Origin of the sequence: Thermus scotoductus DSM 8553, from assembly GCF_000381045.1 — a bacterium.
GTDB lineage: Bacteria > Deinococcota > Deinococci > Deinococcales > Thermaceae > Thermus > Thermus scotoductus.
This window is the reverse complement of record NZ_KB905743.1, coordinates 17,304-37,882: the sequence shown is the minus strand read 5'-3', so window position 1 is coordinate 37,882 and position 20,579 is coordinate 17,304. Positions and strand designations below refer to the sequence as shown.

The 20,579-nt window shown below is 65.7% G+C and carries 20 protein-coding genes; 10 read left to right on the top strand and 10 right to left on the bottom strand.

Going from position 1 to position 20,579, the window contains the following annotated elements; genetic code table 11:
* Nucleotides 1-62 precede the first annotated feature (62 nt).
* Both F604_RS0106695 and F604_RS0106690 read left to right on the top strand, forming a co-directional pair.
* Nucleotides 63-1,250 carry a BMP family lipoprotein gene (locus tag F604_RS0106695; RefSeq protein ID WP_019550967.1) on the top strand — a complete coding sequence of 396 codons (1,188 nt, stop codon included), beginning with the start codon at nt 63-65 and terminating at the stop codon, nt 1,248-1,250.
* Nucleotides 1,251-1,309: 59 nt separating this feature from the next.
* Nucleotides 1,310-2,800: an ABC transporter ATP-binding protein gene (locus F604_RS0106690; protein WP_019550966.1), complete on the top strand. Its 1,491-nt coding sequence runs from the start codon at nt 1,310-1,312 to the stop codon at nt 2,798-2,800.
* Here the strand turns inward: F604_RS0106690 and F604_RS0106685 are convergent.
* The 5 genes from F604_RS0106685 to F604_RS12890 are packed head-to-tail and all read right to left on the bottom strand — an operon-like array spanning nt 2,797 to nt 6,413.
* Nucleotides 2,797-3,750 (bottom strand): hypothetical protein, encoded by a 954-nt coding sequence (locus F604_RS0106685; protein WP_019550965.1) that lies wholly within the window; start codon nt 3,748-3,750, stop codon nt 2,797-2,799. The genes F604_RS0106690 and F604_RS0106685 overlap by 4 nt on opposite strands.
* 12 nt (nt 3,751-3,762) lie before the next feature.
* Entirely contained in the window at nt 3,763-4,623 is an 861-nt protein-coding gene (locus tag F604_RS0106680) for an LptA/OstA family protein (protein ID WP_019550964.1), read from the bottom strand.
* Nucleotides 4,620-5,177, bottom strand: a complete 558-nt coding sequence (locus F604_RS0106675; protein WP_019550963.1) for a hypothetical protein — start codon at nt 5,175-5,177, stop codon at nt 4,620-4,622. The genes F604_RS0106680 and F604_RS0106675 overlap by 4 nt, the downstream gene beginning before the upstream one ends.
* 54 nt (nt 5,178-5,231) lie before the next feature.
* The gene (locus F604_RS0106670) at nt 5,232-6,254 is read right to left on the bottom strand and encodes a lipid II:glycine glycyltransferase FemX (protein ID WP_019550962.1); all 1,023 of its coding nucleotides are present in this window, start codon (nt 6,252-6,254) and stop codon (nt 5,232-5,234) included.
* Between the two features lie 3 nt (nt 6,255-6,257).
* Entirely contained in the window at nt 6,258-6,413 is a 156-nt protein-coding gene (locus F604_RS12890; protein WP_239725438.1) for a hypothetical protein, read from the bottom strand.
* A 61-nt stretch (nt 6,414-6,474) separates the two neighbouring features.
* Here F604_RS12890 and pheA point away from each other — a divergent pair, with 61 nt between their 5' ends.
* Complete coding sequence (gene pheA, locus F604_RS0106660; RefSeq protein ID WP_026329036.1) at nt 6,475-7,296, top strand: prephenate dehydratase; 822 nt, start codon at nt 6,475-6,477, stop codon at nt 7,294-7,296.
* Here the strand turns inward: pheA and F604_RS0106655 are convergent.
* Nucleotides 7,293-7,925, bottom strand: coding sequence for a CBS and ACT domain-containing protein (locus F604_RS0106655; RefSeq protein WP_019550960.1), 633 nt, complete (start codon nt 7,923-7,925; stop codon nt 7,293-7,295). The genes pheA and F604_RS0106655 overlap by 4 nt on opposite strands.
* Nucleotides 7,926-8,012: 87 nt before the next feature.
* Nucleotides 8,013-8,447 (bottom strand): hypothetical protein, encoded by a 435-nt coding sequence (locus F604_RS0106650; RefSeq protein ID WP_019550959.1) that lies wholly within the window; start codon nt 8,445-8,447, stop codon nt 8,013-8,015.
* 97 nt (nt 8,448-8,544) lie between these two features.
* Here F604_RS0106650 and F604_RS0106645 point away from each other — a divergent pair, with 97 nt between their 5' ends.
* The 7 genes from F604_RS0106645 (at nt 8,545) to F604_RS0106615 (ending at nt 16,122) form a co-directional block, all read left to right on the top strand.
* The gene (locus F604_RS0106645; RefSeq protein WP_019550958.1) at nt 8,545-9,036 is read left to right on the top strand and encodes an OmpH family outer membrane protein; all 492 of its coding nucleotides are present in this window, start codon (nt 8,545-8,547) and stop codon (nt 9,034-9,036) included.
* Nucleotides 9,037-9,115: 79 nt separating this feature from the next.
* Nucleotides 9,116-11,719, top strand: a complete 2,604-nt coding sequence (locus F604_RS0106640) for an FtsK/SpoIIIE family DNA translocase (protein ID WP_019550957.1) — start codon at nt 9,116-9,118, stop codon at nt 11,717-11,719.
* A 22-nt stretch (nt 11,720-11,741) separates the two neighbouring features.
* On the top strand, nt 11,742-12,143 hold the full coding sequence (gene speD / locus F604_RS0106635) for an S-adenosylmethionine decarboxylase (protein ID WP_026329035.1): 402 nt from the start codon (nt 11,742-11,744) through the stop codon (nt 12,141-12,143).
* 4 nt (nt 12,144-12,147) lie between these two features.
* Nucleotides 12,148-13,095 (top strand): polyamine aminopropyltransferase, encoded by a 948-nt coding sequence (gene speE, locus F604_RS0106630; RefSeq protein WP_026329034.1) that lies wholly within the window; start codon nt 12,148-12,150, stop codon nt 13,093-13,095.
* 65 nt (nt 13,096-13,160) lie between these two features.
* The gene (locus F604_RS0106625) at nt 13,161-13,796 is read left to right on the top strand and encodes a DsbA family protein (protein ID WP_019550955.1); all 636 of its coding nucleotides are present in this window, start codon (nt 13,161-13,163) and stop codon (nt 13,794-13,796) included.
* A gap of 69 nt (nt 13,797-13,865) precedes the next feature.
* Entirely contained in the window at nt 13,866-15,401 is a 1,536-nt protein-coding gene (locus F604_RS0106620; RefSeq protein ID WP_019550954.1) for a cation:proton antiporter family protein, read from the top strand.
* Nucleotides 15,388-16,122: a YebC/PmpR family DNA-binding transcriptional regulator gene (locus F604_RS0106615; RefSeq protein ID WP_015717692.1), complete on the top strand. Its 735-nt coding sequence runs from the start codon at nt 15,388-15,390 to the stop codon at nt 16,120-16,122. The genes F604_RS0106620 and F604_RS0106615 overlap by 14 nt, the downstream gene beginning before the upstream one ends.
* A gap of 44 nt (nt 16,123-16,166) precedes the next feature.
* Here the strand turns inward: F604_RS0106615 and secA are convergent, their stop codons facing one another.
* The 3 genes from secA to F604_RS0106600 all read right to left on the bottom strand — a co-directional run bounded on the left by secA (nt 16,167) and on the right by F604_RS0106600 (nt 20,523).
* Nucleotides 16,167-19,163, bottom strand: coding sequence for a preprotein translocase subunit SecA (secA, locus tag F604_RS0106610; protein ID WP_019550953.1), 2,997 nt, complete (start codon nt 19,161-19,163; stop codon nt 16,167-16,169).
* A 38-nt stretch (nt 19,164-19,201) separates the two neighbouring features.
* Nucleotides 19,202-20,173, bottom strand: coding sequence for a tRNA (adenosine(37)-N6)-threonylcarbamoyltransferase complex transferase subunit TsaD (gene tsaD, locus F604_RS0106605; protein ID WP_019550952.1), 972 nt, complete (start codon nt 20,171-20,173; stop codon nt 19,202-19,204).
* Between the two features lie 62 nt (nt 20,174-20,235).
* Nucleotides 20,236-20,523 carry a ribbon-helix-helix domain-containing protein gene (locus F604_RS0106600; protein WP_015717696.1) on the bottom strand — a complete coding sequence of 96 codons (288 nt, stop codon included), beginning with the start codon at nt 20,521-20,523 and terminating at the stop codon, nt 20,236-20,238.
* Nucleotides 20,524-20,579: the final 56 nt, after the last annotated feature.

Here is a 20,579-nt window from a genome sequence, read left to right as displayed (position 1 = left end):
TACCTTGGGCTATACTTTCCTTTGGAGACAGGGGCGCATCCCCTATCCCGAAAGGAGGCGTTATGAGGAGGCTTTTGTGGTTGCTCACCCTAGGCGCGCTCGCCGTGGCCCTTACGGCCTGCCCCAGAAAAGCGGAGGAGCAGGCCGGCGCGGAGGCGGCTCCGACTGAGGAAACGAGCCTTCCCGGGGCCAACGTCCGGGTGGGGCTTGCCTTTGACGCCGGCGGCAAGTTTGACCGCTCCTTCAACCAGTCCGCCTGGGAAGGAGCGCAACGGGCGGCCCAGGAGCTTGGCGTCCAGATCTTTGACTTTGAGCCCGCCGATCCCTCCCAGGTGGGCCAGGGCATCCGCACCTTCGCCGAGGAAGGGTTTGACTTGGTGATCGGCGTGGGCTTCGCCAACGAGCCCGCCATCACCGCCACCGCCAAGGAGTTCCCCAAGGTGAACTTTGCGGTGATCGACGCCGTTCCCGGGGAAGGCAAGCTGCCCAACGCCGTGGGCCTGGTCTTCCGGGAGCAGGAGGGAAGCTTCCTGGTGGGCTACATCGCCGGCAAGATGAGCCGCACCGGGGTGGTGGGCTTTATCGGCGGCATGGACATCCCCCTCATCCACAAGTTTGAGGCGGGCTTCCGGGCCGGGGCGGAGTACGCCTTCAAGGAGGACAAGATCCAGGGCAAGGTCCTGGTGGGGTACGTGGGCAACACCCCCGCCGCCTGGAACGACCCCGCCAAGGCCAAGGAGATCGCCTCCAGCCAGGCCCGTCAAGGGGCGGACATCATCTACGCCGCCGCCGGCGGCTCCGGCCTCGGCCTCATTGACTTCGTGAAGGAGGAGATGTGCCTCAGGGAAGGCGGGGCCGTGCGCTTCGTGCGCGAGGACCGCTTCGCCGGCGTGCCCAAGTACCCCGCCTACGAGGAGAAGTGCGGCGAGGGCACCACACCCCTCTTCTTCATCGGCGTGGACTCCAACCAGAACTATCTGGGCGACACCGACAACGACCCCACCACCCTCAACCACGGCCTGACCTCCATGGTCAAGCGGGTAGACGTGGCCGTGTACGACACCATCAAGAGCGTCGTGGACGGTACCTTCCAGGGCGGGGTCAAGGACCTGGGCCTCGCCGAGGACGGCGTGGGCTACGCCCTGGACGAGTACAACCAGGCCCTGATCCCCGAGGAGGTGAAGGCCCGCCTCGAGGAGCTGAAGCAGGCCATCATCAACGGGGAGATCCAGGTGCCCGAAACCCGCTAAGGGGGCTTTGGGCTGAAGGCCGGGGCCTTCTGGCCCCGGTTTTCCCGTATACTCCTGGCGTGGCGAAGGCCCTGGTCCTCAAGGACATCACCAAGCGCTTCCCCCTGGTTCTGGCCAACGACCGCATCAGCCTGGACCTGGAGTGGGGCGAAGTCTTGGCCCTGGTGGGGGAAAACGGTGCCGGCAAGTCCACCCTGATGAAGATCGTCTACGGCCTTCAGCCCCCGGACGCCGGAGAAATGTGGGTGGACGGGAAGCCCTATAGGCCTAAAAGCCCTCTGGACGCCATAGGGGCCGGCATTGGCATGGTCCACCAGCACTTCATGCTGGTGGAGCCCTTCACCGTCTTGGAGAACCTGGTTTTGGGCCTGGAACCGGGAAGCCCCCTTTTCCTGGACCTCGAGGCCGCCCGAAAGCGGGCTGAGAAGCTCATGGAGGAGCTGGGCTTTGAGGTCCCCCTGGACGAGAAGGTAGAGAACCTCCCCGTGGGGTTGCAGCAGCGGGTGGAGATCCTCAAGGCCCTCTACCGGGAGGCCAGGATCCTCATCCTGGACGAGCCCACCGCCGTCCTTACCCCCCAGGAGGCGAAGGAGCTTTTTCGCTTCCTCCGGGTCTACGTGCAGAAGGGCAACGCCGCCATCTTCATCAGCCACAAGCTGAAGGAGGTGCTGGAGGTCTCCGACCGCATCACCGTGATCCGGGACGGCAAGGTGGTGGGCACGGTACGCACCAAGGAGACCAGCCTGGAGGCCCTGGCCCGGATGATGGTGGGCCGGGAGGTGGTCCTGAGGGTAGCAAAGGGCCCTGCCCGGCCCGGCGAGGTGGTGCTGGAGGTGGAGGGCCTCGAGGCGCCCCCCAGGCTAAGGGGGGTGAGCTTCTTCGTGCGGGCTGGGGAGATCGTGGGCATCGCCGGGGTGGAAGGAAACGGCCAGACCGAGCTGGTGGAGGCCCTGGCGGGCCTGCGCAAGTACCGGGGAACGGTGCGCTACCTGGGCCATCCTCTTCCCCACCTGGCCCTCAAGGTACGGGAGGCGGGCGTGAGCCACATCCCCGAGGACCGGCTTGCCCGTGGGCTGGTCCTGGACTTCTCCGTGCGGGAAAACGCCATACTGGGGGACCAGCACCGCCCCCCCTTCCGGGGCTTCCTGGGCTTCCTGGACGGAAAGGCCATGGAGCAGCACGCCCGGACCCTGGTGGAAACCTTTGACGTCCGCCCTCGCTCCACGGACCTCTCCGCCCGGCGCTTCTCCGGGGGGAACCAGCAGAAGATCGTGGTGGGCAGGGAGCTTTTGCGGGGGCCCCGCCTCCTCATCGCCGCCCAGCCCACCCGGGGCGTGGACGTGGGAGCCATAGAGTTTATCCACCAGCGCCTGGTGGAGGCCCGCGACCAGGGCCTGGCGGTGCTTCTGGTTTCCGCCGACCTTTCCGAGGTGATCAGCCTCTCGGACCGCATCCTGGTCATGTACGAGGGACGCATCGTGGGGGAACTCAGCCCGGAAGAAGCCAAGGAAGAGCGCCTGGGCCTTCTGATGGCGGGCGTGCCCGCCTAGTCGCCGCGGAACTCCCCGGCCACCCCGCCCAGGACCACCACCTCCCCGGTCTTCAGGGCGTAGCGCACCCGTTCCCCCCGCACCACACCCCTTTCGTCCCGGCTTTCCACCTTCCCATACAGGAAGGCGTACCCTTCCTTTTCCCGGAGAAGCGCCCGCTCGGCCCTGGTGGTGCGCCCGCCCTGGGTAAGCTCCACCCCTCCGAGAAGCCAAAGCCGGTCCTCATCCAGAAGATAGCGCAAGGAACCCGCCTTGCCCGAAAGGGGTTTTTCCCCTTCGCGGCGCACTTCCAGAGGACCCTCCAATAGGGCCTCCCCGGTGTCGTTTTGGTAGCGGAGCCTCTGCCCCTCCACCCACACCTGCCCCTGGGCCACCGCCACCTTTCCGGGAGCTGGCCTTAGCTCCAGCCGGCCTTCCTCCTCCAGGTACCGGGCCTCTCCCCCGGAGAGGAAGAGCTCCTCCACCCCACCCCGCTCCACCACCGCCAGGGGCCCCCTGGCCTCCACCTCCTCCCCCAGGCGCACCTCCACCCCCTTGGGGTCAAAGAGGACGAGGCGGAGGTAACGCTCCCCCTTCCCTTCGCCAGCCCTTCGCAAACGCATCAGGTAGGGAAGCCCCTCCTGTTCCCAATCGGGGTTATAGGCCACCTCCACCCTTTCCCCCACCTTCAGCCCCTCCTCCACCGCGCTTCCCAGATCCCGGAAGAAGGCTCGGTTCTCCACCTGGACCCTCTCGGGGGAAAGGGCTTGCAGCTCCCCCACCAGGAGGTCCCCGTAGTCCGCGTAGAAGAGGCTTCCCTCCTCCCCCCTCACCCAGGCCACCACCTTCTTCTCCTTGCGGGTGAGCTCCACCTGGGGGTGGAAGACCTCCTGGGCCAGGGCGAGGAGGCAAAGGGCGGCCACCCCAAGGAGGAACCTTAGGGCATGGCGGCAAGGGCGAGAGGGGAGCACCTTAAACCCCGCTTACTTCTCCCCAAGCTTCCTAAACTCCCCCACGGGCAGGCGGAACCCCTTGCCATAAACCCGCACCTGGTGGCGGTTTACATTGTGCTGGAGCGTGTTCCCGGAAAGCCTGAACCCTTCCTTCTTGTTCTCGCTCACCGCCGGCCTGCCCAAAACGATGGCCTCCCCGGTGGTATCGTCGTAGTAGAGGCTCTCCCCCGTGGTGACCAGATCCCCGTCCTGGAGCCGCACCCCCCCGGTGGCGATGAGCTTTTTGGAACCGGTGAGGCTTCGCACCTCCTTGGCCCGGATCACCAGGTCCCCGTCCTTGCGCTTGCGCACCAGGACCACCTCCTTGGGGTCGGTGAAGACCGCAAGGCCCTTTTCCTCCTCGTAGTAGACAAAGGCGGCCCGCCCCTCCTGGTTCCCGCTTTTAAGAATGGCGTTTTTGCTGCTGGAGGTGTCCGTGTCCACCTGGAAGGTCATGCGGCTGGCCTCCACCTCCACCGGGTCCTCCCCCGGCTTGGGCTCCTGGCGCATGCGGGCCGGGCCCAGAAGCTCTCCCTCCCCGGTCTTCTCCCGGTAGACCAGAACCGGCCCCCGGGCCTCCACCCGGCCCCTCCGCACCACCACGCCCCCCTCAAACCGGGCCTCCCTCTCCCCCTCCGCCTCCTGCATGGTCTTCCCCTTCGGGGCGATGAGGGTGGCCTTGGGGGCGAGGATGGTGAGGTCCTTCACCCGGCCCCGCACCTCCCCCTCAAAGACCCAGGGACCGTAGCGGAGGTCCCCGGAAAGCCGCCCTCCCTCCACCCGGATCACCCGCACCTCCGAGGCCGCGAAGACCAAAGCCATCGCCAAGAGCACCCATCCCATCCGTTTCATCCGCTTCCTCCTTCCACCTGGCAAGGTCCAAAGCTCCCCCCGGCGGGGAACTCAAACCGAGGGTTTTCCGCCTCAATCCGCTCCAGGGCGAAGTCGGAGCGGAAGCGCTCCGCCTCGCCCCGGAGGTTGGGCGCCTCAATCCGCACCCAGGGGGCCGAAAACCCCTCCTTCTGCCGGATGAGGACGTCCCCGAGGCCGGGCCGGGAAAGCTCCAGGCGGTAGCACCCCTTCAGGATCTCCACCCGGGCGAAAGGAGCCCGCAGGTTATCCCCTGGCTCCACCGCCACCTCGGGGGCGAAAAGGCGCAGGTCCAGCCGGTCCTCCACATAGCGTTCCCCCTTAAGCCCCCCCTGGATGCGGAAACCCCCTCCCTCCTCCACCATCTCCTCCGCGGTAAACCGCCACTCCACCCCCTTTTCCTCGGGAAAAAGGAGGAACTCCACCCCCCTTAGGCGCACCCCTTCGTTCGCGGGAGGAGGCTTGGGGGCAGATTGCAGAAACCACCAGAGGAGAAACCCCAAGGCGACAAGGAGAGCAAGAAGCGGCCGCACCACCTTCCCACCTTACCCAAGGCCCCTTGAGAAAGATGACAAGAGCCGCAAGCCCTTTCAGCCCAGGACATCCCGCGGGTTCCCCCGTACCCGCAGGTTCACCCAGGTCTTGCGCAAGCGCAGGAGAAGCTTCAAGGGACGGTAGAGGGGGGAAAGGGGCAGGGTGTAGGCGGGAAAGTGGACGCGCCTACCCCCAAACCCCTCCTTGAACCGCCATATCCCCTCCGCATGGCTGCCCTCCGGGGTCCTGGGCACGCCCCAGAGGTCGTAGATGCGGTAGCCGCGTCCGATCCCATGGCGGATGGCCGCCAGGTGCATGCCCATGGGAGCCTTGGCCTCGGGGTGGGCGCGGCTGCTTCCTCCATAAAGGTAGTCCACCTTGCCGGCGAAGGCCACAAAAAGCCCCGCCGCCAAGGCCTCCCCACCCTTACGGGCCACGGCCAAGAAGGCCTCCCCATAGGGCTGGTTCATCTCCCTGAGCACCGCCTGGTAGTACTCCTTGGCGTGTTGCAGGAGCTTGGCCCGGCGGTTGGTCTCCTCAAAGAGGCGGAAAAACTCGGGAAAGGCCTCCTCCCCCTCCACGCCAAGCTCCGTGCGCTTGAGGGCCAGGCGGGCGTTGCGACGGTGCATCTCCTTCATCCCCTTAAGGAGGGCTTCTTCCCCTTGGGTGAGGTCCAGCCATAGGGAATAGGCGGGCTGGACGGATTCCTCGAGGAGGAGGCCAGGAAAGGTGGGGGGAGGTTCCTCCGCCGGCCATCCCGCCTCGGGCTCGAGGACCAGGTGGGTACCCCGCACCCCCTGGGCCAGGGCCTTGGCCACCAGGGGGAGGTCCTCGAGGCGGGAAAGGGCAGGTCCCCTAGGGGCATAGGCCAGGCGGAGGCCGCCGGGCAGGGGGCGCAGCAGCACCTGGGCTGCCCCCAGAAGCCCCTCCTTTCCGTAGACCGCAAACCGTCTGGGCACCCAGCCGGAAAGCCGCTTCACCTCCCCCCAGCCCCAGGACTGCAGGGCGCTGGTGATGGGGAGGCTGGAAACCAGCCGGTTCCAGGCCTCAGGATCGGTGATCTCTAAAAGCTCGGCCACCCCCTAAGCGTACAGGGCCTGGGCCAGCTCTTCCAGAAGGCCATTCCCCTCCAGGGGTAGCCGCTTCTCCTCCAGATAGGCCTCCAGGTGGGAAGCCAGGCGGGGGTCCTGCACCCGGGGGATGCGGGGGTCGTCGTCCACCACAAGCAGCCGCGCCACAAGGGCCATGCTAAGGGGAAGCGCCTTTCTCCTGTCTACGGGAAGCGGTAGGATGAAGGGCATGAGGATCGCCTTCCAGGGAACGGAAGGAGCCTATAGCGAGGAGGCCCTGCTCAGGAACTTTCCCGGCTCCACCCCCATAGGCTTTCCCACCTTCCACCAGGTCTTCGAGGCGGTGGAAGCAGGCGAAGCGCATCTCGGGGTGGTGCCCGTGGAGAACACCACCGCAGGCAGCATCAACCAGACCTACGACCTGCTTCTGGAAAGCGACCTCCACGTGGTGGGGGAGATCATCCACCGGGTGGAGCACTGCCTCCTCGCTCCCGAGGGCACCGAGCTCAAAGACCTCAAGGCGGTCAAAAGCCACCCCCAGGCCCTGGCCCAGTGCGACGGCTTCCTGGCCCGCATGCGCCTTACTCCCATCCCGGTTTTTGATACGGCAGGGGCAGCCCGGTCCCTGTCGGAGAACCCCGAGCCCGGGGTGGGGGCCATCGCCAGCCGGCGGGCGGCAGAGCTTTACGGCCTCGAGGTTCTGGCGGAAAACATTGAGGACTACCCCCACAACTACACCCGGTTCTTCGTCATCGGGCGGGAGGAAGCCCCTAAGGGGGAAGGCCCCCACAAGACCAGCATCGTCTTCGCCGTGCGCCACCGGCCCGGGGGGCTTCTGGAGGCTCTTTCCGTGTTCGCCGAGGCCGGGGTGAACCTCACCAAGCTGGAGTCCCGGCCCAGGCGCGATAAGCCCTTCAGCTACCTCTTCTACCTGGACCTCGAGGGCCACCTGGAAGACCCCGGCCCCGCCCAGGCCCTTCTGGGCCTTCTCAGGCGGGCCGCCTTCCTCAAGGTCCTGGGCTCCTATCCCGCCTACCGCAACGGAGCCTAACCGGGGCGTACGTCCACCACCCGCTCCCCGGCGGCCCTTAACCGGTCGGGAACCCCCTCCACATCCTCACCCACCACCCTGAGGACCAGGCGCTGGTAGCCCGGGAGGTGGGCCGCGGTGGCGATGGAAACGATGTTGGCTGGGGGAACCGCCCGGGCCATCTGGGCCAGGGCCCCGGGCACATCCGGGATGTCCACGGTGATGCGCAAGCCCCCCATCTTAAGCCCCAACACCTCAATAAAGGCCCTCAGGACATCGGTCACGGTGATGATGCCCACCAGTTTCTCCCCCTCCATCACCGGAAGGCCGCCAATCTTCTTCTCCTCCATCAAAAGGGCTGCCTTCTCCAGGGGTGCGTCGGCCTCCACGGTGATCACGGGCTTGGCCATGACCTCCTGCACCGTGAGCTTGGAGAGGAGGTAGTTCATCTCCCAAACGGAAAGGGTGGTGGCCTTGGAGGGCATGGCGTCCTTGAGGTCCTTGTCGGTGACCAGCCCAACGAGCTTCCCGCCCTTCACCACTGGCAAGCGCCGGAAGCCCTTGCTCTTCAAAAGGTTGATGGCCTCCAGCACCGGGGTATCCGGGGCCACGGTGAGGGGGTCCTTGGTCATCCAGTCCCTGACCAACATCCTGCCACCTCCTAGGGGCAAGTCTACGCCCGAAATCCAGAGAAAAATGTCCCGCCCCCGTGGGGGCGGGAAGGCACGCTTCCTACTTCAGCGCAGGTTCACGCCGAGGACGACCCGGCTGGACCCGCCCCCACTGAAGGGGTAGTAGTACTCCCCGTCCAGGAAAACGCCCGTGCGGGGGTCAAAAAGGACCTCCGCCCCCAAGGAGAGGTGCACCCCCACGGAGCTTGCGCCCGCGATCCTGGCCCCAAGCCCACCGCCGAAGTAGGGCCTAATCCCCCGCAGGTCCCGGTCCAGCTGGCCCAGGTCCGGCTTGAAGAGAACCTCGCCCGCCGCCAGGAAACTGGGTCCGCCGGGAAAGAGGTCCACAAATCCCCGGAAGGCCAGGTTGCGCTCCAAGGGCGCCTCGAGGCCCAGTCCCAGCCCTGCCGGGGGCAGGGAAAGGCGGAAGGAAACCGCCCGCTGGGCAAAAGCCCCCGTGCCCAAAGCCAACAATGCCAAAACCAGAAGCATCTTGCGCATAATCCACCTCCTCCAGGTATGATACCCCTATCCGGGCCCAAGCGAAAGATAGGCTTCTCTCACACACCCTTCACCCTAAGGCCTTAGGCTTTCCCCTATGAAACGCTTTCCCCTAGTGGCCCTTGCCCTGGCCCTCGGTGCCCTCCTCACCCCCATGCTGGCCCAGAACCGAAACGTGGCCACCCGGCTGGGCTTCGTGGATGCGGATGCCCTGGTGCAGGCCCACCCCGACTACAAGAAGGTACAGGATCTCCAGGCCCAGGCTCGCAAGGAGCTGGCTCCCCTGGAGGAGAAACTCAAGCCCCTGGACCAAAAGATCCGTTCGGGACAGGCCACGGCCAAGGAGCGCCAGGACTACGAGGCCCTCCTCAAGACCTACCAGGACACCCTAAAGAAATGGCAGGACCGGCAGAACCCGGTGCTTAGGCCCATCCTGGAGGAGGTGGACCAGGCCATCGCCAAGGTGGCCAAGGCCCAGGGCTTCGCCGTGGTCATGAGCCGCCAGGTGGCGGCCCAGTCGGGGCTGGTGGTCTACGCCGGCGAGGACACCGACCTCACCCAGGCGGTGATTAAGGAGCTGAAGAAGTAGCCCCTTAACCTCAGGCCCGGGGGAGGTATGCCCCGGGCTTTCCTTTGCCCTTCCATGCCGCCAGGTTATAATCCTTCCGATGGCGAAGCGGAAACCGGCTAGGCCCAGCCGAAACCGCGACCTCGAGGCCCTGGGTACCGTGGCCTTGGGGGCGGGGGTCTTCTTCGCCGCTCCCCTTCTACCCTTGCCCACAGGGGCCTTCGGGTCCTTCCTCCGGGAAACCTTCTACCAGACGCTGGGCCTACCCGCCTACCTCCTTCCGCCAAGCCTTTTCCTCCTGGGGGCCTTCCTCTTCCGGAACAAACCCCTAAAGCCTCTTCTTCGCCACCTTCTTTTCCTTTACCTCCTGGCCTTCGCCCTCCTTCCCCTCCTGGGGCAACCCCTTTCGGGCCGGATGGGCGAGGAAGTGCGCTCCTTCCTGGAAGCCAAGGCAGGGGCCTTGGGCTTCCTCCTTCCCCCCATCCTGGCCTCCTTGGTCCTGGACCTCTGGCGGCGAAGACCTCCTTTTCACCTCCTCCTCACCGGCCTGCACCTGGGGGTGGAGGGCGTGCGCCGGATCCGCCACCGCCTGAAAGCCCTTCTTCTCAGGCAAAGGATCGGCTTCCTCGCCCGCCTTTACCCTGAACACACCGCCCTAAAGGCCCTGGCGCAGAACCTCTCCCCTGCGGAACTCCCGGGGGTGGAAAAGGCTTTAAGGGAGTTCTTGAAGGAACGGGCCGCCGAGCTGAAGCGGCAGATGGAAGAGGACCAAAGGCCCCTGGAACCCCGGCTCCAAGCCCTCCTCCAAGGCTTGAAAACCCCTGTGCCGGGGGAAGGTCCCCTGCGGGATGCCCTGGAGGAACGGCGGGCAGCCCTTCACCTCGAGGCCCAGGCCCTTTTATCCCGCTTAAAAGCCCTTCTCACCTTTCCTGCGCCGAAGCCCAGCGTGGGAGGCCTGGTCCAGGGCCTAAGGCTTCGGGAAGAGCGCAAGGCCCGTTGGGAGGAGCTTTCCGGTCTGGTCCTGGACCTCGAGGGGCGCTACGAGGAGCTTTCCTCTTGGCTATCCTTCCTCTCCCGGCATCCCGAGGCCCAGGCCGAGGGGCTTAGGGCCCTCCTCACGGGGAACCCCCCGCCCGCTATTTCTCCCCCACCCGCTGCCCCTGAACCGGAACCCTTTGACCTGGACCTGGTCTTCCCCGAACCCTCCCCAGCCCAGGTCCAGCCGGACCCTCCTTCACCGCCCCGCTCCCGTCCCCAGAGCACGGCCCTGGCCCTCCCCACCCCGGACCTCCTGGACCCCCCGGAGCTCAAGGGAACCGCCCGGGGCCTGGAGGAGGAGGTGGAAAGGCTGAAGCGCACCATCGCCGACACCCTCAAGCACTTCGGGGTGCAGGCGGAGGTGGTGGGCCATGCCCGCGGCCCCTCCGTGATCCGCTACGAGCTTCTGCCTGCCCCCGGGGAAAAGATCAGCCGCATCCAGAGCCTGCAAAACGACCTGGCCCGGGCCCTGGCGGTGGGGGCGGTGCGCATCGAAGCCCCTATTCCCGGGAAGAACACCGTGGGCCTCGAGGTGCCCAACCCCAAAAGGGAGCTGGTGCGCTTCTCGGAGGCGGTCCTCTCCCCTGCCTTCCAAAACGCCAAGGCCCTTCTGCCCCTGGTCCTCGGCAAGAGCATCGAGGGGGAGATCTGGGTGAGGGATCTCGCCAAAATGCCCCACCTCCTCATCGCCGGCTCCACGGGAAGCGGCAAGAGCGTGGCCATCAACGTCCTTATCGCAAGCCTCCTCTTTAAACACCTCCCCACCTCCTTGCGCTTCCTCCTCATCGACCCCAAGATGGTGGAGCTCACCCCCTACGAGGGCATCCCCCACCTGGTGCGCCCCGTGGTCACCAGCCCCGAGGAGGCTGCCTTGGTCCTGCAGGGGGCGGTGGCCCACATGGAACGGCGCTACCGCCTCCTAAGCGGGGTGGGGGCCCGCAACCTGGAACAGTACAACGCCAAGATGGAGAAGGAGGGCGGGGAAACCCTTCCCTATCTGGTCATCGTGGTGGACGAGCTGGCCGACCTGATGATGACCGCCCCCAAGGAGGTGGAATCCGCCATTTTGCGCCTGGCCCAGATGGCTCGGGCCACGGGCATGCACCTTATCCTGGCCACCCAGCGGCCCAGCGTGGACATCCTCACCTCCCTCATCAAGGTGAACATCCCCGCCCGCCTGGCCTTTGCCGTGTCCAGCGGCTTTGACTCCCGCACCATCCTGGACACCCAGGGAGCGGAAAAGCTCATCGGCCAGGGGGATGCCCTCTTCTACCAGCCCGGGCTCACCAAGCCCGTGCGCCTGCAGGTACCCTACCTCTCCGAGGAGGAAGTAGGGCGCCTGGCTGGCTTCCTCAGGGGCCAGAGTTACGAGGACCGCTTCGCCGAGGCCTACGGCCAGGACTTTGAGCCCCCCAAGGGGCCGGAGGGCGCGGGCCCCGGCGAGGTGGACTTCTCGGATCCCCTTCTCAAGAAGGCGGCGGAGATCGTGGTGGAGGAGGGCTACGGCTCCGTAAGCCGCCTGCAACGCCGCCTTTCCATCGGCCACGCCCGGGCCGGGAAGCTCATGGATGCCCTCGAGGCCATGGGCATCGTGGGTCCCTCCAAGGGCTCCAAGCCCCGGGAGGTGCTGATCAGCAAAGAGCAGCTCAAGGACTTCTTCGGCTAGAGGTGTGCTATCATGGCCCTTTGTGGAAGCGGTGCCGGGTGGGCGTTGGGTGGCGGAAATTTATGGCTGCGACCTGGATGTCTTGGAAAACCCCAAGATGGTGGAGGCAGCCCTCCTGGATGCGGTGATGCGCCTGGGGGCACCCAGGGGCTCAGCCCAGTCGGTGGTGTACAAGTTTCATCCCCAGGGGCTCTCGGCGGCAGTGGTAAGCCCGGTGGCGGCGGTGATGATCCACACCTGGCCCGAGGACAACGCCTCCGCCACCCTGGACCTCTACTTCTACCGGGATGGAGTGGACCCCGAGGAGGTCCTGAAGGGGCTCTCCCGGGCCTTCGGGGCCAAGGAGGAATCGGCCTTCCGCTACTGGCGGGGAACGGAACACGCCATCAAGCGCCGGACCTTTGGCGGCCAGCAAGGAGGTTGAAGCTATGGACTACGGCATGTACTTTTTTGAGCACATCACCCCTTACGAAACCATGGTGCGGCGCATGGAAAGGGTGATCGCCTCCGGCCGCACCAAGTACCAGGACTACTTTCTCTTTGAAACCAAGGGCTTCGGCAAGGTGCTGGTCCTGGACAAGGACGTGCAGAGCACGGAAAGGGACGAGTACGTCTACCACGAAACCCTGGTCCACCCCGCCATGCTCTCCCACCCCGAGCCCAGGACCGTGCTCATCGTGGGAGGCGGGGAAGGTGCCACCTTAAGGGAGGTCCTCAAGCACCCCACGGTGGAAAAGGCGGTCATGGTGGACATCGACGGGGAGCTGGTGGAGGTGGCCAAGCGCCACATGCCCGAGTGGCACCAGGGAGCCTTTGAGGACCCCAGGACCACCCTGATCATCCAGGATGCCCGGGCTTACCTGGAGCGCACCCAGGACACGTACGACGTCATCATCATCGACCTCACGGACCCCGTGGGGGAGGACAACCCCGCAAGGCTTCTCTACACGGTGGAGTTTTACCGCCTGGTTAAGGCCCACCTGAACCCGGGCGGGATCATGGGCATGCAGGCGGGGATGATCATGCTTACCCACTACCGCGTGCATCCCGTGGTGCACCGCACGGTGCGGGAGGCTTTCCGCTACGTGCGGAGCTACAAGAACCACATCCCCAGCTTCTTCCTGAACTTTGGCTTCCTCCTGGCCTCGGATGCCTTTGACCCCGCGGCCTTCTCGGAAGGGGTCATCGAGGCCCGCATCCGGGAGCGGCAGCTGGCTTTAAGGCACCTCTCCGCCCCCTACCTCGAGGCCATGTTCGTTTTGCCCAAGGATCTCCAGGAAGCCATAGACAAGGAGACCCTGGTATCCACCGACCAAAACCCCTTCTACGTGACCCCGGAGGGGGAGGCCCGGCAGGCCCCCTACCGGGGCCAGTAAAGCCTTTTTCTGGCCCACCGGGTCGGGCTTGAGGCTTCTCATCCGGGACGTGGTAGAGTAAACCCATGCAGCGCGCCATAGTTCTCGTAGTGGTGGCCCTGGCCGTTCTCGGCTTGGGCTGGATCCTTTGGGGTCCCAAGGGGAAAGCCGGGCTGGACCCCGCCCAAGGTGCCCGCTTTGCCCTGGGCGACCCCAACGCCCCCGTGGTGGTGGTGGACTTCTCCAACTACCTCTGCCCCCACTGCCAGAACCACGCCCTAAACGTCCTTCCCCGGCTTAAGGCCGAGTACATCGACACCGGCAAGGTGCGCTACCTCTTCCGCGACTTCCCCTTCCCCGGCCAGGCCAACGTGATCCGGGCCAGCGAGGCCGCCGCCTGCGCCGCCGACCAAGGGCGCTACTACGAGTACCACGAGGTCCTCTTCCGGGCAGCCTCCAGCTGGGCAAACCTGCAGGGGAGCGTGCTGGACCGCTACTTGGTGGACCTGGCGGGGCAGATGGGGCTGGACGAGAACACCTTTAGCCAGTGCCTTTCCTCCAATAAGCACCGCGAGGGGGTCCTGGCCGACCAGAAGCTGGCCACGGACCTGGGCCTCACCGGCACCCCCACCTTTTTCATCGCAGGGGAAAAGCGCACGGGCTTCCTGCCCTACGAGGAGTGGAAGGGCCTCCTGGATAAGGCCCTGGCCGAGAAGAAGTGAGCCGGCGGGTGTAGAAACACAGGGGGGTAAACCCTCCCTGTTTCTTGTTGGTTTGCTACCCTGGGACCCATGGAGGCTCTCTGGGTGGCCACCGCCTTTGCCCTGGGCTTGCTGGCCAGCCGCCTGGGGCTTCCCCCCTTGGTGGGCTACCTGGGGGCAGGGTTTGCCCTTCACAGGATGGGCTTGAGGGAGACAGAGTTTTTGCACCGCGCGGCGGAGATCGGGGTGCTCCTTCTCCTTTTCACCGTGGGGTTAAAGCTCCGCTTTCAAGACCTCCTCGAGCCCCGCATCCTGGGAGTGGGCGGCCTCCACCTCCTGCTTTTCGCCCTGCTTGCCTTCCTCCTCGTGGGAAACCTTCCCCTGGCCGTTGCCCTGGCCTTTTCCAGCACCGTGCTGGTGGTGAAGGTCCTCGAGGACAAAAAGGAGCTCACCACCTACCATGGCCGCCTAAGCGTGGGCATCCTGATCCTGCAAGACCTGGTGGCGGTGGGCCTTATCACCCTGTATGGCGAGAACCAAATAAGCCCCTGGGTAGGGCTGGTTCTCCTCCTGCCCCTTCTCAGGTTTGCCGTGGCCTGGCTTCTAGAAAAAAGCGGCCACGACGAGCTACTCGTGCTCTTCGGCCTGGGCCTTGCCCTACTGGGAGGCGAGGGCTTCCGCCAGATGGGGCTATCCCCGGAACTGGGAGCCTTAATCATGGGCATCCTCCTCTCGGGCCACGAAAAGGGAGGGGAGATGGCCAAGGGGCTTTGGAGCCTCAAGGAAGCCTTTCTGGTGGCCTTTTTCCTGGATATCGGCCTCAGGGAAGGGCTACAGGGCGTGGAACTCGGGGTGGTCCTGTCCCTTCTCCTCCTGGCCTTGGTCAAAACCCCTCTCTTCTTCGCCCTGTTTCTCCTCTTCGGGCTTCGGGCCCGCACCGCCTTCGTCAGCGGCATGTACCTGGGCAACTACTCGGAGTTTGCTCTCATCGTGGGGGTCGTCCTGGAGCGGGCGGGGCTCCTGCCCTATAGCCTCTCCACCCTGGCCCTAGGGGTGGCGCTTTCCATGGCCCTTTCCGCTCCCCTCGCCCGGTATAGCCATAGCCTTTACAAGCGCCTCGAGGCCCGCCTCCTTCCCCTGGAGCGCAAGGTGGCCCACCCCGACCGGGAACCCGAACGCCTGGATGGGGCCACGGTGCTCATCGTGGGCATGGGGCGCACCGGGGGAGCCGTCTACCGCATCCTGGAGGCAAGGGGGGAACGCCCCGTGGGCCTGGACGCCGACCCCGAGAAGGTGGCCCGCCACCAGGCCAAGGGGCGGCGGGTCCTCTACGGGGATGCGGAGGACCCAGAGCTTTGGGAACGCCTGGACCTTGCGGGCCTTAAGGCCGTGGTGCTGGCCCTGCCCGACCTCGAGGCCAAGCTCCTCGCCGCCCGCTGGCTTAAGGAGCGGGGCTTCCGGGGTCTGGTGGCCGCCACCAGCTTCTACCCGGAGGAGGACCCGGCCCTTGAGGGGGCGGGGGTTACCCTCCTTTTCCACCCCTTCCGCGAGGCCGGGGAACGCCTGGCGGAGAAGGTGCTGGAAAGGCTGGCTATAATGGGTGGGGTGAGCCATGGCCGGTCATAGCAAGTGGGCACAGATCAAGCGTAAAAAAGCCGCCAACGACCTCAAACGCGGCAAGATCATCTCCAAGCACCTACGGGCCATCCAGGCGGCTGCCCGGGCGGGGGGAAGCCCCTACCCCGAGGCCAACGTCCAGCTTCGCAACGCCATTGAAGCCGCCCGCGCCGACGATGTCCCCATGGAAAACATCGAGCGCCTCCTGCAGAAGCTGCAAGGGGGAGGGGAAGGAGCCGAGCAGTACGAGGAGATCATCTACGAGGGCTACGCCCCGGGCGGGGTGGCCCTTCTGGTCTACGCCCTCACGGAAAACCGCAACCGCACTGCCGGCGAGGTGCGCCACGTCTTCAACAAGTACGGCGGCTCCCTGGGGGCCACGGGCAGCGTGGCCTGGCAGTTTGAGCGCAAAGGCGTGATCGTCTGCCAGAACTCCGAGGCCGCCCAGGAGGCAGCCATAGAACTCGGGGCCTTGGACCTCGAGGAGGAAGGGGAAAGCCTCACCATCTACACCGATCCCGCCGAGGCCTACCGCATGGCCGAGGAACTTAAAAGGCGGGGCATCCCCGTGGAGGCGGTGGAGGTGGTGCAGCATCCCCAGAACACCGTGGCCCTGCCTCCTGAGGAGGCCGCCAAGGTGATGCGCCTGGTGGAAGCCTTGGAGGACCTGGACGACGTGCAGCACGTCTACACCAACCTGGACCCCGCTAGCCTCCAGGTGGAGGCCTAGCCGAACTAGCTTTCCGGCCCGGGGGTAGTCCCGGGCCGGCTTCCTCACTCCTTCTTGCGCTTCTTCTCCTCCCGCATGAGCCTTCGGCGCTCGGCCCGGGAAAGGCCGGGCTGGGGCGGTGGGGTGGTGGGGCGCTTCTTCTCCACGCCGAAGGGCCGGGCCTCCTCCTGGGGAGCGGGCACGGGCACGTAAGGAGCCTCCCGCACCGGGCGCATGGGCTCCGCCTCCACCTTGAGGCGGAAGAGGAACTTGGCCACCTCCCCCTTGATGAAGCCCACCATGTCGTTGAAAAGCCGGGTGGCCTCGATCTTGTACTCCTGGAAGGGGTCCTTCTGACCATAGCCCCGCAGGAAGATGCCCTGGCGGAGCACGTCCAGATTATGCAGGTGCTCCTTCCAGGCGGAATCCACCACGTTGAGGATCACGAAGCGCTCCACCGCCCGCATCAGAGGAGGGGAAAGCTCCTGCTCCCTGGCCTCGTAGGCCTTCAAGGCCGCCTCCACCAGGCGCTCCACGCCTTCTTCGGGCTTTAAGGTGCGAAGCTCCTCAAAGGGGAAGTCCGCAAGCTGGGGCACGGTGTCCAGGAGGGTGGCCTTTAGGGCATCCAGGTCCCAGTCCTCGGGGTGCACCTGGGGATTCAGGATGTTTTCCGCAATCCCCGCCACCGTTTCCTCCACCATGCCCAAGGCCGCCTCCTTCACCTCCTCATCCGTACCCAGAAGGATCAGGCGGCGCTGGGCGTAGATGACCTCCCGCTGGCGGGCCATCACGTCGTCAAACTGCAAAAGCTGCTTGCGGATGGCGAAGTTGCGGTCCTCCACCCGCTTCTGGGCCCGCTCGATGGAACGGGTCACCATGGGGTGCTCTATGGGCTCAGAGTCGTCAAAGCCCATGCGGTCCAGCATGGCGATGACCCGGTCTGAGGCGAAAAGGCGCATGAGGTCGTCGTCAAAGCTCACGTAGAAGCGGCTTCCCCCCGGGTCCCCCTGGCGCCCGGCCCGGCCCCGAAGCTGGTTGTCGATGCGGCGGGACTCGTGCCGCTCGGTGCCCAGGATGAAAAGCCCTCCCAGTTGCCGCACCCGTTCCTCGTCCGCCTTGCACTCCTCCCGGATCTGGCGGATCTTTTCCTGAAGCTCTTCCTTGATCCCCAGCTCCTGGGCCAGGGCCCGGGCCTCCTCCTCCTGGCCCGCCACCATCTTCTTGATGAAGAGCTCCACCTTCCACTCGTACCGGTCAAAGCCCTCCTTCTCCAATAGGGCTGCCGCCAGGTACTCGGGGTTCCCCCCCAGCTTGATGTCCGTGCCCCGGCCCGCCATGTTGGTGGCGATGGTGACCGTCTTGCTCCGGCCCGCCTGCGCCACGATCTCCGCCTCCTTGGCGTGGTGCTTGGCGTTCAGGACCTGGTGGGGAATGCCCTGGCGCAGGATGCCCAGGGTATGCACCGCCCGCTTTAAACCCTCCCAGGCAGCGCGCAGGTTGCCCTTCGGGGGAATGAGGCCCTCAAAGGCTGCAAGGTCCTCATCCTTAAGCTGGGTGGGCTTTTCCAGAAGCTTCCTTAGGCGCTCCCATTCCTCCCCCTGCTGCTTCTGGCTGGCCTTCTTGAAAAGCTCCAGGCGCATCTCCAGCCGGGGCAGAAAGAGGCGGGGCTCCTTGAGCATCTGGGAAAGCCTTTCGGACTTCTCGATGCTGATGGTGCCCACCAGGACCGGCTGGCCCCGTTCGTACTTCTCGGCGATCTCCTCCACCACCGCATAGAACTTTCCCTTTTCCGTCCGGTAGACCACGTCGGGGAAGTCCTGCCGGATCATGGGGCGGTTGGTGGGCACCACCACCACGTCCATGCCGTAGATCTCCTGGAACTCCTTCTCCTCGGTCTTGGCGGTGCCGGTCATCCCGGCCCGCTTCTCGTAGAGGCGGAAGAAGTTCTGGTAGGTGATGGTGGCCAGGGTCTGGTTCTCCCGCTCAATCTTGACCCCCTCCTTGGCCTCAATGGCCTGGTGGAGGCCTTCCCCGTAGCGCCGCCCTGGCATCAGGCGGCCCGTGAACTCGTCCACGATGATGACCTGGCCATCCTGGACGATGTAGTCCCGGTCCCGGTGGTAAAGCTCCTTGGCCCGGATGGCCTGGATGAGCATGTGGGCGAGCTCCATGTTCTCGGGGCTGAAAAGCCCCTCCACCCCAAGGAGTTTTTCCGCCTTGGCAATGCCCTGGAGGGTGAGGTGCACGGAGCGGTTCTTCTCCTCAATGGTGTAGTCCCCCGTGGGCTCCTTGCGCACTCCGGGCTCCGGGGGAAGGCCTCGCTCCAGCTTCTTGGCGATCTCCGCCATCTTGTAGTAGAGGTCCGTGGCCTTCTCCGCCGGGCCGGAGATGATCAAAGGGGTGCGGGCCTCGTCGATGAGGATGGAGTCCACCTCGTCGATGATGGCGTAGTGCAAGGGAGTGTCGTGGCGAAGCACCAGCTGGTCCGGGCTGATGGCCATGTTGTCCCGGAGGTAGTCAAAGCCCAGCTCGGAGTTGGTCACGTAGGTGACGTCGGCCAGGTAGGCCTTGCGGCGCTCCTCGGGGGTGGAGCTATGCTGGATGACCCCCACCGTGAGGCCCAGGCCCCGGTACACGGGCCCCATCCACTCGGCGTCGCGGCGGGCCAGGTAGTCGTTCACCGTGACCACGTGGACACCCTTACCCCTTAGGGCATTCAGGGCCACGGCCAGGGTGGCCACCAGGGTCTTGCCCTCCCCGGTCTTCATCTCCGCGATCTTGCCCTCGTGGAGCACCGCCCCGCCGATGAGCTGCACGTCAAAGTGGCGCATGCCCAAATAGCGCTTGGCGGACTCGCGGGTCAAGGCGAAGGCCATGGGGAGAAGCTCATCGAGGCTCGCTCCCCTCTCGTGCTTCTCCTTGAGCTCCGCGTAGGCCGAGGCCAAGTCGGTAATCTTCTCCACCTCCGGCTCCAGCCGGTTGGTGGGCTCCACCACTTGCTTGTAGTAGCGGGCAATCTCCCGCTCGTTGTTGTCAAAAAGCTTCCGTATGAGGCCCAGCATCCTAAGGCCGATTGTACCCCTACAGGATGAGAAAGCCTTCAGGCCTCCTCGAGGGGCCAGTAGGCGGTGGCCCCAAGCGACAGGGGGCTAGGGGGAAAGCCTGCTTCGTAACGGCGCCAGGCGGCCAAGGCCACCATGGCCCCGTTGTCCTGGGAAAGGCCCCTGGGGGGGAAGTACACGGTGAGCCCCGCTTCCTGGAAGCGAGCCTGCAAGGCCCGGTTGGCGGCCACCCCTCCCGCCACCAGAAGCACCCGGTGGCCCGTGTCCTGGGCAGCCCGGATGACCACCTGGGCCAGGTGCTCCACCGCCGCCTCCTGAAACCCCCTGGCCAAGGCCGGGGCGGGATGCCCAGCCTCCACCAGCTGCACCGCCTTGGTCTTGAGGCCGGAGAAGCTGAACTCATACCCCTTCTGGTCCTTGAGGGGGACGGGGAAGGGCACCTTCTCCCTGGCCTCCTGGGCCAGGCGCTCGATCTCGGGTCCCCCGGGAAAGCCCAGGCCGAGAAGCCTCGCCACCTTGTCAAAGGCCTCCCCGGCGGCATCATCCCGGGTAGCCCCGAGAAGCCGGTAGCGGCCCAGGGCCTCCACCGCGAAAAGGTGGGTGTGCCCACCCGAGGCCACCAGGGCCAAGAAAGGGGGGTTCAGGCCAGGAGGCCAGGCAGCGGCGATGTGGGCCTCGAGGTGATGGATGGCATAGAAGGGCTTCCTCAAAGCCCAGGCCAGGCCCTTGGCGAAGGTGTACCCCACCAGCAGGGCCCCGATGAGCCCAGGGCCACGGGTAGCCGCCACCAAGGAAAGATCCTTGGGCCCTATCCCCGCCTCGGCCAGGGCCCTCTGGACCAGGGCCGGGAGGGCCTTCAGGTGCTCCCGGCTGGCGAGCTCCGGCACCACGCCGCCGAAAGCCTGGTGCAGGGCCACCTGGCTGGCCACCAGGTTCACCACCACTTCCCCGTCCTTCACCAGGCCCACCCCCGTGTCGTCGCAGGAGGTGTCAATGCCCAAAATCCACATGGCTATCCTTCCCCCGGATCCAGCACCGAGCGGCCACCACCCGGGGATGGCCCCGGAAGAGATCAATGATCACCGTGCTGTCCAGGAGATAACGCATCCAAACGGGCCTCCGCTTCCCCCCTCAAAGTCCGGACATAGCCCACCACATCCTCCGGCGTGGCCCAGTGGGGAGCCTCCTCAAAACCCACGGAACCCGCCACCTCCTCCACCAGGGAGAGAAGCCGCACCCGCCTGAGGTAGTCTTCCAGGGCCTCCGCCACCACCTCGCTTCGGGAACGCCCCTTCCGCTCCTCGTCCAGGCGCTTTACAAGCTCTTCCGGAAGCCTCAAGTGCACCAGCACCCCGGGCATGGTATCACCTCCTGTTACTCTAGCAGATACCCTCAAGAAGGGACTAGGCTAAGGGC